This window comes from Leisingera sp. F5, assembly GCF_001593695.1.
On record NZ_LUKH01000004.1, the window covers coordinates 130,556 to 146,669 of the forward strand.

19 protein-coding genes and 2 pseudogenes are annotated in these 16,114 nt (G+C 58.5%); 10 read left to right on the top strand and 11 right to left on the bottom strand.

Annotated elements, in window-relative coordinates; all coding sequences use genetic code 11:
* Nucleotides 1-291 precede the first annotated feature (291 nt).
* Both A2I95_RS04020 and A2I95_RS04025 read right to left on the bottom strand, forming a co-directional pair.
* Nucleotides 292-459, bottom strand: a pseudogene (locus tag A2I95_RS04020) (ISNCY family transposase); the annotation flags it as partial.
* A 63-nt stretch (nt 460-522) separates the two neighbouring features.
* A pseudogene (locus A2I95_RS04025) lies at nt 523-658 on the bottom strand (IS3 family transposase); the annotation flags it as partial.
* Between A2I95_RS04025 and A2I95_RS04030 the strand changes: the two are divergent.
* A complete protein-coding gene (locus A2I95_RS04030; protein WP_291728090.1) occupies nt 635-778 on the top strand; it encodes a hypothetical protein in 144 nt (47 codons plus the stop codon). The pseudogene A2I95_RS04025 and the gene A2I95_RS04030 sit on opposite strands and share 24 nt — an antisense overlap.
* Nucleotides 779-798: 20 nt before the next feature.
* Here the strand turns inward: A2I95_RS04030 and A2I95_RS04035 are convergent, their stop codons facing one another.
* Nucleotides 799-2,127 (bottom strand): FliI/YscN family ATPase, encoded by a 1,329-nt coding sequence (locus A2I95_RS04035; RefSeq protein WP_291728092.1) that lies wholly within the window; start codon nt 2,125-2,127, stop codon nt 799-801.
* Between the two features lie 88 nt (nt 2,128-2,215).
* Here A2I95_RS04035 and A2I95_RS04040 point away from each other — a divergent pair, with 88 nt between their 5' ends.
* Genes A2I95_RS04040 through A2I95_RS04080 form a run of 9 tightly spaced genes read left to right on the top strand, consistent with a single transcriptional unit; the run spans nt 2,216 to nt 6,785 of the window.
* Complete coding sequence (locus A2I95_RS04040) at nt 2,216-2,605, top strand: FlgB family protein (protein ID WP_291728094.1); 390 nt, start codon at nt 2,216-2,218, stop codon at nt 2,603-2,605.
* A 12-nt stretch (nt 2,606-2,617) separates the two neighbouring features.
* The gene (flgC, locus tag A2I95_RS04045; RefSeq protein ID WP_024092263.1) at nt 2,618-3,010 is read left to right on the top strand and encodes a flagellar basal body rod protein FlgC; all 393 of its coding nucleotides are present in this window, start codon (nt 2,618-2,620) and stop codon (nt 3,008-3,010) included.
* A 22-nt stretch (nt 3,011-3,032) separates the two neighbouring features.
* Nucleotides 3,033-3,329: a flagellar hook-basal body complex protein FliE gene (fliE, locus tag A2I95_RS04050; protein WP_291728097.1), complete on the top strand. Its 297-nt coding sequence runs from the start codon at nt 3,033-3,035 to the stop codon at nt 3,327-3,329.
* Nucleotides 3,330-3,332: 3 nt separating this feature from the next.
* On the top strand, nt 3,333-3,605 hold the full coding sequence (locus A2I95_RS04055) for a flagellar biosynthetic protein FliQ (protein ID WP_027257092.1): 273 nt from the start codon (nt 3,333-3,335) through the stop codon (nt 3,603-3,605).
* Nucleotides 3,605-4,321, top strand: coding sequence for a flagellar hook-basal body complex protein (locus A2I95_RS04060; RefSeq protein ID WP_129372533.1), 717 nt, complete (start codon nt 3,605-3,607; stop codon nt 4,319-4,321). Before A2I95_RS04055 ends, A2I95_RS04060 begins: the two co-directional genes overlap by 1 nt.
* A 10-nt stretch (nt 4,322-4,331) precedes the next feature.
* Nucleotides 4,332-5,117, top strand: coding sequence for a flagellar basal-body rod protein FlgG (flgG, locus tag A2I95_RS04065; protein WP_291728101.1), 786 nt, complete (start codon nt 4,332-4,334; stop codon nt 5,115-5,117).
* Nucleotides 5,117-5,539, top strand: a complete 423-nt coding sequence (flgA, locus tag A2I95_RS04070) for a flagellar basal body P-ring formation chaperone FlgA (RefSeq protein ID WP_291728104.1) — start codon at nt 5,117-5,119, stop codon at nt 5,537-5,539. Before flgG ends, flgA begins: the two co-directional genes overlap by 1 nt.
* Nucleotides 5,539-6,279 carry a flagellar basal body L-ring protein FlgH gene (gene flgH / locus A2I95_RS04075; RefSeq protein WP_291728106.1) on the top strand — a complete coding sequence of 247 codons (741 nt, stop codon included), beginning with the start codon at nt 5,539-5,541 and terminating at the stop codon, nt 6,277-6,279. The genes flgA and flgH overlap by 1 nt, the downstream gene beginning before the upstream one ends.
* Before the next feature lie 8 nt (nt 6,280-6,287).
* Nucleotides 6,288-6,785 (top strand): flagellar basal body-associated FliL family protein, encoded by a 498-nt coding sequence (locus tag A2I95_RS04080; RefSeq protein ID WP_291728108.1) that lies wholly within the window; start codon nt 6,288-6,290, stop codon nt 6,783-6,785.
* Between the two features lie 82 nt (nt 6,786-6,867).
* Here A2I95_RS04080 and A2I95_RS04085 read toward each other — a convergent pair whose 3' ends face one another.
* The 8 genes from A2I95_RS04085 to A2I95_RS04120 all read right to left on the bottom strand — a co-directional run bounded on the left by A2I95_RS04085 (nt 6,868) and on the right by A2I95_RS04120 (nt 16,112).
* Nucleotides 6,868-7,266, bottom strand: coding sequence for a hypothetical protein (locus A2I95_RS04085; protein WP_291728110.1), 399 nt, complete (start codon nt 7,264-7,266; stop codon nt 6,868-6,870).
* The gene (flhB, locus tag A2I95_RS04090) at nt 7,263-8,351 is read right to left on the bottom strand and encodes a flagellar type III secretion system protein FlhB (protein WP_291728112.1); all 1,089 of its coding nucleotides are present in this window, start codon (nt 8,349-8,351) and stop codon (nt 7,263-7,265) included. The genes A2I95_RS04085 and flhB overlap by 4 nt, the downstream gene beginning before the upstream one ends.
* Nucleotides 8,348-9,127 carry a flagellar biosynthetic protein FliR gene (locus A2I95_RS04095; RefSeq protein ID WP_291728114.1) on the bottom strand — a complete coding sequence of 260 codons (780 nt, stop codon included), beginning with the start codon at nt 9,125-9,127 and terminating at the stop codon, nt 8,348-8,350. The genes flhB and A2I95_RS04095 overlap by 4 nt, the downstream gene beginning before the upstream one ends.
* Nucleotides 9,124-11,217, bottom strand: a complete 2,094-nt coding sequence (gene flhA / locus A2I95_RS04100; protein WP_291728116.1) for a flagellar biosynthesis protein FlhA — start codon at nt 11,215-11,217, stop codon at nt 9,124-9,126. The genes A2I95_RS04095 and flhA overlap by 4 nt, the downstream gene beginning before the upstream one ends.
* A gap of 454 nt (nt 11,218-11,671) precedes the next feature.
* Nucleotides 11,672-14,107: a hypothetical protein gene (locus tag A2I95_RS04105; protein WP_291728118.1), complete on the bottom strand. Its 2,436-nt coding sequence runs from the start codon at nt 14,105-14,107 to the stop codon at nt 11,672-11,674.
* Complete coding sequence (gene motA / locus A2I95_RS04110) at nt 14,104-14,973, bottom strand: flagellar motor stator protein MotA (protein ID WP_291728120.1); 870 nt, start codon at nt 14,971-14,973, stop codon at nt 14,104-14,106. The genes A2I95_RS04105 and motA overlap by 4 nt, the downstream gene beginning before the upstream one ends.
* Nucleotides 14,974-15,051: 78 nt before the next feature.
* Nucleotides 15,052-15,666, bottom strand: a complete 615-nt coding sequence (locus tag A2I95_RS04115) for a hypothetical protein (protein WP_291728122.1) — start codon at nt 15,664-15,666, stop codon at nt 15,052-15,054.
* The gene (locus tag A2I95_RS04120) at nt 15,666-16,112 is read right to left on the bottom strand and encodes a hypothetical protein (RefSeq protein ID WP_291728124.1); all 447 of its coding nucleotides are present in this window, start codon (nt 16,110-16,112) and stop codon (nt 15,666-15,668) included. The genes A2I95_RS04115 and A2I95_RS04120 overlap by 1 nt, the downstream gene beginning before the upstream one ends.
* Between the last annotated feature and the right edge of the window lie 2 nt (nt 16,113-16,114).

Genomic DNA, 16,114 nt, shown 5'->3' on the forward strand with positions numbered 1-16,114 from the left:
GGCCGCCAAGCGATCCACGCGGGAATGACACCAAACGTGGGGACACTGCTCGGAACTCCAACCGCCCATTCGCGAATTCGAAGCTGTCCAGGTATTTGCGGGGGTCCGCGGTCACCTCGTTCTCCTCGAGCAGGATCCACTGGCGGTCGTAAGAGAAGCCCAACTGCCGGCTGACAAAGCGCTCATCGCGAAAGCACAGGATTTCCCGCAGCCAATCCGGCCCGGCGTTCAGAGGCCGTGCAGATCATCCGGGCAGGCCTGCGGCTTGAAGAACTTTGCATAGCCCTGTTCCATGAAACCGGGAAAGAACGTATTGGCTGCCGCCATGCCCGAGATGGCGGCCAGCTGCAGTTCCTTCATCAGCCAGTCCTGCAACGTACTGTTGGCCCGTTCCACGCAACCCTTGGCCTGGATGGAATACGCGCAGGGGATCCCGATAGCCAACTCATTCAAAGCCCGGCCGAACTGGGTTATTTCATGGTCGGACTTTGTCCCTGGTTGCACTTGCGTCACCTGTCTGCCGACAGAGGGCTCGATACCGGTTTGGCCCAGCCATTCGCTACTTGATCGACAAATACAGGCTGCCGCGGCCGGAGAGGTGAACAAACCGCATCACCGCCGGGAACCATCGCTCATGAACAGCCTGTTCCAGGGCATCGGCAGCGAACCTGGCATGGGCCGGGGTTCTGACCAGCCAGCCGACAGTCTTGCGGGCTTAACGGCTGCATCTATTGCCGGTAGAGTTCTCCAGAAAAATCTGGAAGCAGCCTTTTCTTGAAAGCTCGAAAGACTGCCAGGTTACCGCCCGGCCTTTGCGCGGCGCAGCAAAAGAAGCAGCCGGTTGAAACTGCTGGTGATTCCTTCCGGATCTTCGCGGCCAAAAAAACCGTCCAGCTCCGGCCACAGCTTCACAGCCTTGTCCAGCACTGCATCATTACCCTCAGCATAGAGACCGGCCCTGATCATCACTTCCGACTGTTCATAAGCGCCTAAGAATTTGCGCACATCCTGGATTGCAGTGTTTTCATCGGCAGTGGCCGCAGCAGGCAGACTGCGGGATACTGAGCGTGAGACGTCAATCGCCGGGAACCTGCCGCGTTCGGCAATTTCCCGGTTCAGTACAATATGACCATCCAGAACACCGCGAAGAATATCCGCAATCGGTTCGTCCATGTCGGAACCGGCCACCAGGACGCTGAACACGGCGGTGATATCCCCCTGCCCGTCTGCGCCCGGACCAGCCCGCTCGCACAGACCGGTGATCAGCGGTGTTACGGATGGAGGGTATCCGCGCAAGGCAGGTGCTTCGCCTGAGGCCGCCGAAATCTCCCGGTGCGCCTCGGCGAAACGGGTAACCGAGTCGGCAAGAAACAGAACATTCTTACCCTGATCGCGGAAATGCTCGGCAACTGTCATGGCGGCCCAGGCGCAGCGGCGGCGGACCAGCGCGGACTGATCGGACGTGGCAGCCACCACAACGGCCCGGCGCATGCCATCGGGTCCCAGAACTTGTTCGACAAAGTGATTCACCTCCCGGCCGCGTTCCCCGATCAACGCCATGACCACCACATCTGCTTCCATGCTTTGGGCCAGTTTTGCCAACAGCGACGATTTCCCGACGCCGGAACCGGCAAAAAGACCCACCCTTTGGCCGCGCACTATTGGGAGAATCGTGTTCAATACCGCCTGTCCGGTCGCCAAACGCTCCCCCATCGGCCGCCTGCCTGCGGCTTTGGGCGGGGACGCCATCAGATCCCGCGGCGCGAATCCCGGCAGCAAGGGACGGCCATCCAACGGCTCGCCAAAAGGATCAATCACCCTGCCAATCCAGTGATCGCTAGGCAAAAACTCCGGCGAAGGATGCAGCACAACTGGATCGCCAACCGCGGCGCCATCCGGAGCCCTGTCAGGTAACATGCTGATATTATTACTGCTAATCTTCAGAACTTCGCCATGCAACTCGTCCTGAGGGCCGCGGCGCAGCACCAGCCGGTCACCTATCCGCGCGACCGCAGCCAGCCCGCTGACTTCGATTTCCCCGCCAGATATCCCGGTAACCCTGCCCATCTGTGTCGCCAGACGTTTTCCGGCTATTTGACGGGTCAGTGCTTGCAGCTCTGCTTTCATTGCAGCGGCCTCCATTGATGTCCTGAAAACAATTTCTAAAGGAATCGGGGTTAAGCCTTGATTGAAATCGATCAAGGGAGAAGCCCTGGTGTTCACAGAACTGAACGTATTCAAAATTTCTCACTCCATGGCAGTTCATGCCGGGAAGCGCCAGGCATTGGTGTCCCAGAATATCGCCAACGCCGATACGCCCGGTTACCACGCCAAGGACATCAAGCCATTCAAGGAAGTTTTTGCAGCCGGGGCCCGTCCGAGCAGCATGATCGCAACCCGCGGCAGCCATCTGAACGGCACTGCCGGCGATGGTATGGACTGGGCCGTGACCTCAAGCGAGGACGGCAGCGATCCTAATGACAACTCAGTGTCTGTCGAAACCGAACTGCTGAAGGGCGTTGAAGTTTCCCGGCAGCACAAGCGGGCCTTGGCCATCTACAAATCCTCGATGAATGTCCTGCGCGCAAGCCTTGGCAAAACCTGAGGGAGGTGAGAGATGAGTGAATTTTCCAGAGCCCTTTCCGTCACTGCAAGCGGCCTCAAGGCACAAGCCTCGCGTCTGCGCCACGTGTCCGAAAACATCTCCAACGCTGACACTCCGGGCTACCGGCGCAAGACCGTGCCGTTTGAAGCGGTGCGCGAACTGCAGACGGATGTGGAGCATGTGCGCACCGGCCGGGTCACATTGGACCGCAGCGATCTGGAGGAAGTCTACGACCCGTCGCATCCGATGGCCGATGAAAGCGGGCATTACGACGGCTCCAATGTCGATCTGATGATCGAGATCGCCGACGCCCGTGAAGCCCAGCGCAGCTATGAAGCCAATCTGAAGATGTTCGAGCAGACACGCACGATGTCGGCATCACTCATGGACCTATTGAGACGTTAACTAAAACATTTGGAGATCCAGAATGGATATTCGCAGTCTTTCCGCCGCAACCGGCTATGCCGCTGCCCGACCCGCCACCAAGGCCGATCCCGAACATGCGGGCACTGGCGCAGGCCCCCGCCTGAAAGAGAGCTTCGAGAATTTCGCGGAGACTCTGCAGCAAAGTGAACAGGTCTCAATGCAGGCGATGACCTCAGGCGCCGACCCGCACGCTCTGGTGCAGGCCCTGGCGCAGACCGAACTGGCAGTCGAAACTGCGGTTACCGTGCGCAACAAGGTTGTCGAAGCTTACCAGGAAATCCTGAGGATGCCGGTTTAAGCCATGATGAGCGAAAGCCTCTTCTATGACACGCTGCGCCAGGCGCTGTGGGCCGCCGTCACCATGTCGACGCCGATCCTGGTAGTCGCACTGGTTGTCGGTCTGGCCATCGGCCTGTTTCAGGCTCTGACGTCGGTGCAGGAAATGACCCTGACCTTCGTGCCCAAACTGACAGCGATCCTGGTCGTGTTCTGGATGACAATGGGCTTCATGACACAAACGCTGGTGGCCTTCTTCCACGGCCACGTTGTTCCGATGATTGCCGGAGGTTCGTAATGGAAAATGCAGGCTACGCAACGCTTTCACGCCAAACGGGCTTGATGCGGGAGATGCGCGTCATTGCCAACAATATCGCGAACTCGGCCACCACTGGGTACCGCCAAGAGGGCCTGATCTTCTCGGAATTTGTGCAGTCCTCACCCGGCCAGCAGTCGCTGTCAATGTCGCGCGCGAATATCTTCAATACTTCGATGGAACAGGGCCAACTGACCAAAACCGGCGGCTCCTTCGATTTTGCGATCGAGGGCGACGCCTTCTTCATGGTGGAAACGCCGCAAGGCGAGAGGCTGACCCGTTCGGGCGCCTTCTCTCCCAATGCTGATGGCGATCTGGTGACCATGGATGGATACCGGGTGCTGGATGCGGGCCGTGCGCCGGTCTTTGTTCCACCGGATGCCGGCAAGATCGAAGTCGGGGCTGACGGCTCGCTCAGCGCAAACGGGCGGCTGCTGGGCCAGCTTGGTCTGTTCAAGCCGATGGAACAGCACACGCTGGTGCGCGAGGACGGGGTGATGTTCCGCGTCGACGGCGAGATTGAGGACAGTTTTGATGCGAAGGTGCTGCAAGGCTTTCTCGAGGGTTCCAACGTGAATGCGATTTCCGAAGTGACCCGGATGATCGAAGTCCAGCGCGCCTATGAAATGGGCCAAAGCTTTCTGCAGGCGGAAGACGAACGCATCCGCAATGCCATCAAAAACCTGATCAAGACCTAGGAGAATCCAGATGCGTGCCTTGAAAATCGCAGCGACCGGCATGAGCGCTCAGCAATTGCGGGTGGAGACCATCTCCAACAACCTCGCCAATATGAACACCACAGCCTACAACGCCCGGCGCGCCGAGTTTGCCGATCTGCACTATCAGCAGATCTCGCGGGCCGGCAGTGTCAACGCATCGGATGGCACGGTGCTGCCGACCGGTGTGCAGGTTGGACTGGGTGTGCGCCCGGCCGCCGTCTCGGTGCATTTATCGCAAGGCGCGCTGCAGCAGACCAACAATGATCTGGATCTTGCCATCGACGGCAAAGGCTATCTTGAGGTCACACTGCCCTCCGGCCAATCCGCCTATACCCGCGACGGCGCTTTGAAACGCTCAGCCGAGGGGCTGATCGTGACGTCGGACGGCTTCGCAGTCTCTCCCGAAGTCACCATTCCCGATGATGCCGTCAGTATCTCGATCAACGCTGAGGGCGAAGTTTACGGGTACTTTGATGAAACCTCGGCAGGGCAGTTGCTGGGCCAATTCACCGTGGCGGGTTTCACCAACCCCAAAGGGCTTGAGGCGATCGGCAGCAACCTGTTCACCGAAACAGAGGCTTCTGGTGCAGCCACTGTGTCCACGGCCGGCGAAGACGGGCTTGGCACCCTGCGCCAAGGCTATCTGGAGGGCAGTTCGGTGGATGCGGTGCGCGAGGTCACCGAGCTGATCGAAGCCCAGCGCGGCTATGAAATGAATGCCAAGGTCATCTCGGCTGTCGACCAGATGATGGGTGCAACAACACAGGTGCGCTGATGAAACTTGCTCTTGCCTGTCTGACCGCCGCCGCGCTGTGCGCGCCGCCCGCCTGGGCGGAATATCTGATCCCGCTGCGCACGATCCGCGCAAAGGCGATCGTCAATGCCGAAGACCTGGCCCTGAAAAAAGGCGAGATTCTTGGTGCTCTGTCAGATCCGGCAGCGGTTGTCGGTCAAGAAGCGCGCGTCGCTCTGTACGCCGGACGGCCGTTGCGGGCTGGCGACATCGGCCCGCCGGCCATCGTTGAACGCAATGACCTGGTCACTTTGACCTTCCGCCATGGGGGCCTGACCATTGCCGCCGAAGGCCGCGCCCTGGGGCGCGGCGCTGCAGGTGAGGCAGTCCGGGTTATGAATCTTAATTCCCGCACCACCGTAACCGGGCGGATCGCGGCAGACGGTTCCGTTGAGGTAAACTGATGAAAAAGAAACTTTCCCCCGTCAAACCGTTACTGTTCGGGCTCGCCCTTCTGGGTGCCTGCGGCCGGATGGATCATATGGGCAAACCGCCCTCCTTCACCCCGGCCAATGAAAGCTCTGAGCATGTTGCGATGCTGTACCAGGGGCTGCCTGCGCAGACACAGAACCGGCGCACCGTTGATGGCTCTTCGCTGTGGAGCGGCTCGCAGCAATCACTGCTGGGCGACCGCCGCGCAATCAAGCGCGGTGATATCCTGACAGTGGTGATCGAGATCGATGAAGAGGCGGAGATTTCCAACGACACCCAGCGGTCGCGCTCGGGGTCCGAAAGCCTGAACATGCCGCATCTTCTTGGCCTGCCGCAGCGCCTTGACAGGAAGCTGCCGGAAGGCGCCACTTCCGCCGAAGCTGTGGAACTGGGCAGTTCCAGTTCTGCGGGCGGCAAAGGATCCGTCAAGCGCAGCGAAAAGCTGGAGCTGCGGGTTGCGGCTACCGTTGTCGATGTTCTGCCCAACGGCGTGCTGGCTATCAGCGGCACCCAGGAACTGCGGGTGAATTTTGAACTGCGCGAGCTTTTGGTGACCGGCTATGTCCGGCCGCAAGACATCAGCCGCCAGAACGAGATCACCTATGACAAGATCGCCTCGGCCCGTGTGTCCTATGGCGGCCGCGGCCAAATCACCGACGTTCAGCAACCGCGCTACGGCCAGCAGCTGCTCGACGCCATTCTGCCGTTCTGAGGATTGCCATGCTATCTAAACTCCTTCCAGTCATCCTGCTGATCATCGGCACCGGGGGCGGCATAGGCGCCGGCATTATGCTGGCGCCTCCGCCTGAAGAAAATCAAGCCGCTGCCGGAGGCGAGGCCGCGCCAGCCCCGGAAGAGGCCGAAGAGGAAACCGCAGAAGAAAGCGAAAAGAACCAGCGCGAATACATCAAAGTCGGCGACCAGTTTGTGGTGCCGATAGTGGAGCGCGACCAGATGACATCCCTGGTGGTGATTTCGCTCAGCCTTGAGGTCAAGAAAGGCATTGCCGAAAAAGTACATTCTTACGCGCCCAAATTGCGGGATGTTTTCCTGCAAGTTCTCTTCGACCACGCCAATATGGGCGGTTTCCGCGGGGCGTTTACCCGCTCAGATGTCTTGGAGCCCCTGCGCACAGCGCTGCGCGAGGCGGCACAGAAACATATCGGCAAAGGCGTCTATGACGTTCTGATCATGGAGATATCACGGCAGGACGTCTAACACGCAAGCAGCATACCCATCCTAGAAAAGGCCGGTCCCGCAAAGGACCGGCCTTTTTGGCTTACCCCATACTCAAGGTATCTCAACCGTCCAACAGCCGGTCCATGAAGACCTTTGCCTGCTCCGCCTTGTGCCGCTTGCGTTCGGAGGCCGCCATGGTTTCCACCGCATGTTTGCGCCCAAAGGCTTTGCGCAGCTGATCCATCATCCGCAGCTTTTGTGCCGTGGCCTGCGCCAGCTCCAGGTTCAATTGGCGCCGGGTGCGGGTATGCCAGCCTTGCCACAACAGATCTGCCCCCAAAGCCTTCATTGTGTGATCGCTGTCTACCTGTTCCCGGACTGTCTGCACCTGGCTGTTCAGCTTGGCCAGCTGGCCGCGAAGCTGCGCCTCCCGGGCCAGAGCCGGCTGTATCTTCGCATGTTCCTGCATATACTGCGCGGCAGTCACTGCCGCCATCTGATCCAGCATCTTCTGCTTCATGTGATCTTTCCTTTAGCACGCTTGCGCATCTCTTCGGCAAATCGGATGGCCGCCGCCACCGGTGCGTAATGCTCTTCCAGAATTTCGCCGCCGATCTCAATCGTGGCATGCAAAGCCCGCGCCGTTGGCGGATCACTATGAATCGGGACGCCGTTTTCATTGGCAACACGCCGGATTGCCGCGGCCACTTCATCCACCCCTTTGGCAACGCAGACCGGCGCAGATCCCTTTTCACGGCTCCATTGCAGCGCCACCGCATAGTGAGTCGGGTTGACAACCACCACGTCGGCTTTCGGCACATCGGCCATCATTTGCCCCATCGCAATCTGCAGGCCGCGCTGTCGGCGCTGGCCTTTCATATGGGGATCGCCTTCGGATTCCTTCATTTCGTCCTGGATTTCCTTCCGGGACATCATGTTCTTGCGGTGATGTTCAGCATGTTGAAAGGCTGCATCCACAATACCGATCGATAGTGCGATGAGCAGCGCCAAAAACAAAAACTCCATCGCCAGCTGCGACAGCATCAAGACAACTGACTGCGGGCCCGTGCCGGACGAAGCGATCATGTCCGGAAGCCGGTAAGACAGGTAGACACCCAGACAGATCGAATAGAGCACCAGCTTTACAAAACTTTTGAAAAACTCGAACAACCCGGATCTGCCAAATTTGTTCTTGGCCCCCGAGATGAGAGAAATACGAGACAGCTTCGGCTCCAGCTTGCTCGGCGCAAAAACCAGCGCACGCTGTCCGACAATCGACAACAGGACCAGCGCAAAAGGAACCAGAAACCATGGTAGAGCAGGGCGCACGGTGCTTCCGATAACCCCCCCCACAGGTGCGGCAGCCGGCCCTTCGAAGAACAGCGGGGCCAGCTTGTCCGGCTGGTCGAGAAAGGCCATCAAAGCAGTGCCTATCCCCTCAACGCTGCTGCTACCGGCAGTATATACTGCGATGATCAGACCCAAATAGGCTGCGGCTACGGACAGATCCGTGGATTTGGCAACTTCGCCTTTCTCCCGGGCCTTGCGGAGCTTCTGTTCCGTCGGCTCGAATGACTTGTCTGAATCGTCGTCCTGGCCGCTCATGGCATTCCGCCTCCAGGGTTCGACATAAAGCTCATCAATGCCCTGGACCAAACATCCAGGATCATCGGACTGCCGACCATCAGGATAAACAGACCGCCGAAAGTGATCGCCGGCGCGCCAACCATGGCCACCATCAGCTGCGGCATTGCCCGGTTAATCACGCCCAGCGCCAAATTGTAGATCACCGCTGTAATGACAAAGGGCGCCGCCAGTGTGAACGCCAGCGAAAAGCTTTGCGAAACCCGGTACACCCCCCATTCCGCCAACCCGGAAGCCGCAGGAAACTGACCAGCAGGAAACAGCTGGTAGGAGCCAATGAGCAATTCCGCCGCCCGTACATGCAGACCCATCATGACAGCAAGGGTCACACCGGAAATCATCAGAACGGCCCCCAGAGCCGGCATTGGCTCTGCTCCGATGCCGCCCAGAACCTGTGACAACGATGTGCTTTGCGCCGCCATTGTACCGGCCGTCTGCAGCGCCAAAACAAAGATCCGGACACCAATACCCAGCGCCAGGCCAATGATCGCTTCGGCAACAGCAATCCGGGCAAATTCTATGGCTCCATCCGGCTCAGGAAGGGCCGGAAGCGCAGGCGCCACCACAAAAGTAAAAACCGCCGCAACTGCAAGTTTGACCCTGGTGGGGACATACAGCTCACCCACCGCGGGCAGCACCGATACCATGGCCGACACCCGCAGAAATACGATTGCAGCATGCCAGAATCCTGCCCCCAGCAGCGCTATAAGCTCTGGCGGCAGAAAGTTCAGGTTCATGCTTGCACCATTCCAACCAGGGCAGGCCGCGCTTCAAGGCCGATTTCTTCGAAAGACAGAACCGGGTTGGTGATGCCCCGTGATTTCAGAATGGTCTTCAGGTAACGGCGGCGGCGGGTCGAGGTAACAACAGCCGCAAACACACCTTGGTCGGTGATTGCCGACAGCTTCTCGGTCAGCCCATCCGCAAGCATATTGAACAAGTCGGGCGGCAAGGCTATGTCCAACCCGGCACCCTGCGCATCCACTTGATACGTCGAAAACTTGTCTTCCCACTCCGGCGCCAGCTGGATCAACGGAATGGTCCCGTCCTCGCGTTTCATCTCGGCCACCAGCTGGAAACCCAAGCGCTGGCGCACATGTTCGCAGATCAGCTCGGGCTGGGTGGTGTGCTGCCGGGCTTCGGCAATCGATTCCAAGATCAGCGGCATATTGCGGATGGAAACCCGCTCCTCCAGCAGCAGACGCAACACCGAGTGAAGCGTATCCATCGGAACCTTGTCCGGCACCAGCGCATCCAGCAGCTTGCGGTTCGCCTCAGACCGGAAGTTATCAGAAAGCTGCGTCATCTCATCCAACAGGCGGCGCAGCGATTTAAGTGTCAGCAAGCGGGAGAAATTCTGTTTGATGATCTCCAGCAAGTGGGTTGCCAGGATTTCCGGCGGTGTGACCACAGTAGCCCCGGCCAATGCAGCCTGTTCCTGCGACTTGGCAGAGATCCAGCGGGCCGGCGCGCCGTAGACCGGCTCAGTCACGTCAGTGCCGGGCGGCAGCGCGTCATGATTGTCCGGCATCAGGGCCAGAACCATGTCGGGATGCAGAGTGCCGCGCACCTGCTCAACCCCCTGCACTTTGACCACATAGGTGCCTCTTTCCAGCTCATGCTGATCGGTCAGCCGGATTTCCGGCAGGATCAGGCCAAAGGTGGTGGCAATATGGGACCTCATGTTGGCAATGCGGGCATCAAGCCCGGTGCCAGCATCAAGTACCATGCTGACCAGATCCGGGGAAAACTCCAAATGCAGATCATCCAGATCCAGAATATCTCCCAACGGCCGGGTTGCAGTAGGATCTGCAGCTTCTTCGATCTTTCCCTCAATCTCCGCCTCAGCGTCATCCTGCTTCTTCTTTGCCATCCGGAAAGCTGCGTAGCCCAGCACGCTGCCACCGGTCACGAAGGGCAGAAATGGCAGACCGGGAACCAGTGCAAACAAGATCATCAGCACGGCAACAGTTGTCAGCGCGGCGGGATGGCGGCCGAATTGCTCGAACAGGGCGGTATCGGTGGCACCGGTGGTACCGCCGCGCGCCAGCAGCAGTGCCGCGGCAATTGAAATGATCACTGATGGGATCTGCGACACAAGGCCGTCGCCCACAGTGAGAATGGCATAGGTTTCAAACGCGCTGCCAACAGGCATGCCATGGACCAGAACGCCCATGATCAGCCCCATGACCAAGTTCAGCAAGGTGATCAAAAGCCCGGCAATGGCGTCGCCTTTGACAAATTTCGACGCGCCGTCGAGCGAACCAAAGAAAGTGGTTTCCTGCTGATCACGCTCACGGCGTTCCTTGGCGGTCTGGTGGTCGATGGCACCGGCTGACATGTCGGCGTCGATCGCCAGCTGTTTGCCTGGCATACCATCCAGTGCAAAACGGGCGCCCACTTCTGCCATCCTGGCGGCCCCCTTGGTGATCACCATGAAATTGACGATCAAGAGCACCCCGAAGACCACAAGACCCAGGAATACGCTGCCCCCCATCACAAACTGGGCGAAACCTTCGATCACATTGCCTGCCGCGTCGGTGCCGGAATGCCCCTGGCCGATGATCAGTTTGGTGGAGGATATATTCAGTGACAGCCGCAGCATCAGCGAGGCCAGAAGGATCGTCGGGAAAGAGGAAAAATCCAGCGGCCGTTCGATAAACAGGGTGATGGTAAAGATCAGGATGGCAAGCCCAAAGGAGGCCGCCAGGCCAACATCAAGAACCCAGGCCGGCATCGGCAAGATCATCATCACAATGATAGCCATCAACGCCAGCGCCAGCATGACGGTCGGACTGAATAGTTGTTCTATGGTAAGCTTAGGCACAGTTCAGGCCCCGCAAATTGCTAGATTCAAACTGATGGAATGCCTGGATAGGAGCCCAAGGACCCAATCTGAAGCGCATGTCCGTTTTCCGGGGCTTTGTCAGCACCTGCGGTTGCCGCGCAAATAGCCGTCTGCCAGCCAACCGGTGCCGACGATCAGGCTTCGCGATACCGGTTGCCGGCAACCAGTGCCTGTCAATCTTTATCAAGTGAGGATTCAGAACGGTACTCGTTACTGAGCGCGTCCTGAACTCTGCGCTTATTGCGCGCAGAACCAGCCCTTTCAGGCAAAGTAAAATATAGTTTTCCGGCATTCTGCCCGTTCCAAATCAGGATTCACCCGATCATCACGTTATCGGCAGCCCGTTGACAAAGTGTTATCAGCACAAACAAAGGCCGCCCTTGATCCGGGCGGCCTTTGTTTGTGTGAACATTCTATCTGATCACTGAAGATCCTAAGGACTCGCCAAATCGGTGCCAACTTTGTTCAACAGATCAGCAATGCCGCCACGAGTGCCCGCACTGCTTTCGACCAAGGCCCGTGCATGAGCCAGCGGAGACAGGCCTTCCGGATCTTGCGCGGTTTCGCCAATTTGCGTGGTGACAGAGGCAACGGCACCGAATTGCGCTTCATCTCCAGTCTCCATCGCTTCAATGGCTCCCAAGTTTTCAGAATGCCAAAACCCGCGGGCTGCTGCGTCGGCCTCATCCTCGGCAAGAAGGTACTCTCCGGCCCGGTCATATTCACCATTGCGCCACAAGGCTGCCGCACGCATCCGGTTGGCTTCGGAACCTTCCAGCCCCATCAGCTCAACAAGGGCCCGATGCGGTTTGTCCAACTCCAACGCGGCCTCTGCCATCATCAGGCGGCGGGCTTCGTTTTCCGGCTCCAGCGCAAGCTTGGTTAGCAGGCCCTGTGCTTGCTCAGCAAATCCAAGGTCCAGCAACCTGCGGGCGACGGCCGGTGCTACCGATGCGGCTTCCGTCGCGCTTGCCTGACCGGAGAAAACCAGTGAGTACTGCAAAAAAGTCACGTCATCCGCGCGTTCCGCCAACAGCAGCATCAACGGCTCCAGCGCCGCTGACCGTGCATTCGGGCCGTCCTGTTCAGACAGGCTGTTCAGTTCTTGAAATGCATCCTGAAACTGCCCCATCAAGGCAAGAGAAGCGACCTGCGCCTGACGCAACTCTGCTCCGAGCTTTGTATCGCGGTTTTCAAGTTCATAAGAGGCAATCAAATCCGGCACGTCAGGAGACAGCGCCTTGCGCTCCTTGACGCTGAGAGCAACCAGATCGATCAGTGCTGCCGGTGCATTTCCGTTCCGTTCTGCAACCTCGCTGGTCAGCTCTTCAGCCACCTTTTCGGTATCGCCTGCCAATTCGGCAATCGCCGCCTCAGCAAGATTGATTTCCGGAACGTCCTCAACGCCGGTCCGGTCAACCGCTCTCAGCACTGCCTCGGCGATATGGTTATCTCCGGCTTCGGCAAACATCTTGCTGATCCGCGGCCCCAGGTGCACCCGCAGGTGAGTCGGCATTTTGGAAAACGCTTGCTGAATGGCGTCGGTGTTGGCGCTTTTCTTGACCAGACCATCCGCCAAAGCACCCCACAGGGCACTGTCGCCATCGCAGCCTTGCTGTCCTGAGAACGGGTGATTAACCGGCAGAACAGCTCCATCCATCAGCATCGCCATTGCATCAAGAAAGGCTATATCCGGCGCATCCTGATTTTCTGGAGGGAGAATAGTCAAAATGGAGCGGGCTTCGGCGCCAAAGCCGAAGTAGAGATATATCCGTGCGAGCGCAAAAACACTTGCTGGATTCACATCATCAAATTCTCGGACCAATGCGCTGCGCACCGGTGCCAGCTGATCCGCAAACGGGCTTTCATTGCCCCAGGAATGGATGGCAACATCACGGTCTTGCAAACAATGCTCTGCTTCTCCGCTGCCGCCAGTCAGGGCAGCCATTAGCCCGGTTTCACGATCGATTGCAGAGGTCACGGAAATATGGTCCAAAGGGTTCAACGGCCTGTCTGTACGGCCCAGAGGGTCCAATACAGCGGCGCTATCCGCACCAGTAAGCCCATTTGCCGCCACACTCAAAAGTCCTTGATTTGCAGCCCGTCCGATCTGTTGCAGCAACCGTTGCTCGGAATCTTTGACCGCTGCCGCGCGCTCAGTTTCTTCCATGCTGAGCAGCATTCCGGTCTCAGGGAGCCCGGAAGCCGCATTGGCTTCAGCGGTTTCTGCCTGAACCGGAAAGCTGTTGCCATCCAACGGCAAAGCAACTTCCACAGTTTCTTCTTGCTGCTTGGCTGCGCCCGGTTCAGGTGCTTCTTCAGTGTCCTGCGGCCGGACTGTTTGCGCCGGATCCGCACGATCCGCTACAGCCGCAGCCAATTCCAGCGCCATCCGCGCGTCAGCTGCGGCCGATTGAGAGAAATTGAACCTGTAACCGCTCTGCGTGGCCTGCGGAGTAAGCGGCAAAATACTGCCGGCAGCAGAATACTGCCGCTGTGTTTCCGGTTTGCCACCATCACGTATATCAAGCACCAGGTAGCCATTCTCCTGAACATAGGACGTGACCGTGCAGTCACAGCCAAGTTGCAATCGAAGCGGCTGACCTGGCCCGTTCTGCACGAGTGATTGCAGGCGGGTTCGAGGGATCAGGTTGAAGACACGCGACGTATCGAACACTGCTTGTGGCGCGTCAATATTCACTGTCGCCGTCGTGCCGCTTTGAGCCAGCGACCAATCCGCGCCATCCGGCAGGCGCATCACCAAGCGGGTGAAGCCGTTGTGCTCTCCCGAACGGGTCACAATTGTCTGCGCCTGGACAGCCCCTGCCGTCAGAAGCGCGGCTGCAGTGGCAAGTGCTCGCCAAATCATGCTGCGTCCTGTTTCACCGATTTGAGGGCCTCTTCAAGTTCAGCGAAGCCGGGACGGAAATGCGAAGGTGTGTTCTGGCGCCCGACTTCGATGCAGATTGCTGCTGCATGGTTGTGCAGATTGGCCACCAAAACCTCACGGATAAGCTGATAAAAATGCGCGTCTTCCTCGGTTACCGCTTTTACCTTGGTCGCAAAGGGACCCACGAGGCCATAAGCCAGGAACACGCCAAGAAAGGTACCAACCAGAGCGCCGCCAATCAGCTTGCCCAGAACTTCCGGAGGCTGGTCGATGGACCCCATGGTTTTGATGATGCCAAGCACCGCCGCAACAATTCCCAGTGCCGGCAACCCGTCTGCCAGGGTTTGCAAAGCGTGGCTGGAGTGCATTGCATGATGCAGGTTGGCCTCCATGCGCTTTTCCAGCACTTCTTCCACCTGATGCGGATCGTCATAGTTCATCGAGGCCGACCGCATGGTGTCGCAAATCAGGTTCACCGTTTCCTTGTCAGCCAAAATCTTGGGGTACTTATTGAAGACAGAGGAATTTTCCGGGTCTTCAATGTGTTGCTCCACTTCAACCGGATTCGCCCGCGCGATCCGGATCAGGGCAAACAGAAGGCACAGCAGGTCGCGGTAATCGTCCGGCTTCCACTTCGGGCCCTTGAAGACCTTACCGACGTCCTTCAACGTATGCTTGATGCCGCCCATGTCATTGCCGATCAGAAAAGCACCGGCTCCGGCACCGCCGATCATCATCAGCTCAAAGGGCATGGCCTTAATAATGATCCCCATCTTGCCGCCGGCCAGGAGATAGCCGCCGAACACCATGACAAAGATCACCACTATGCCTACAATCCCGATCATGGGTCCACTCCGAATTCCATTGGTTTTTATTAGCTTAGGCGAGTCTTCCTAAGGAAAGACTAAACGGCGGCGGCCGAATTACTCCTTCGGCACTGCGCCGTTACGTCCAGCCAAAACAACGCTGATAGTATAGGCGGCTTCCGGGCTCAGCCCTGCCATGATTCCTGCCGCAGCCTCGGGCTGCATCCGGGCGAGGAAACCGGCCGCAAAGGCAGGGTCCATTTCCTCAAACAGAGCCGCGGCTTCTTTGGGTTTCATCTGTTCATAGACCGACGTAAGACGTGTCACATCCGCTTCGGTCGCACCATCCGCCAACGCGAGAGTTGCCCGTAAATTCTCTTCTGCCTGTTCCAGCGAAGCCAGTTTCTTGTCGATTGCCTGATCGGCAATTTCCAGAGCTTTCATCCGGTCCTGAATTTCCGCTTCACGGGCGGCCAGGGCATGTTCCCGTTCCTTGAAGGCTGCCAGCATCGTTTGCAGTTCTGCAGAAGTGGGCATCGAGTCACGCTGCGGTTCCCCCTTGTGTGGCTGCGTTTCGCCACCGGGTTCCTGCAGGCTGGCCACTTCACGGGCAATTGCAGGCCCCGCTTCAAGAGCCAGCCGCACAGCAGCAGAGCCCATCAGCAGCACCGCCAGCATCATCAATGTGCCGCTGCGCCGGAACCGCCTGGTTTTCTTTGCTGCCTTTGCCATTACGCCACCCGATTCTGGCTGCGGTTATGCCGGACGAACATCAAGCCGGAAGGCTTTGCGCCATCCTCCTCTTCGCCAGACGGCTGCGAATCCGCCTCGTATGCGGCGGCCATCGCGTCGTCCTCGGCCGAAGGTTTGACTGCCGGAGCCGCAGTTCCGGCCTCGGGGATGTCATGCATGGATGCCATCATCAACTCCAGCCGCTGAGCCACTGTTTCGGCCCGGCCCGTCAGTTGCTGCAGCGCCTTGCTGGAGCCATCGGACACCTGTTGGGCCGATTGCAGTGACTTGTTCAGATCATCGACCTGGGCAGACAGGACGGCAACTGCACCGCCCACACCTTTTTCCAAATCATTGAACCGCTTCAGCCTGCGCGACAGCACCAGACAATAGAATCCGGCACCCAGCGCACCGGCCGCAAGCAGGATATCAGCAATAATTTCCATCC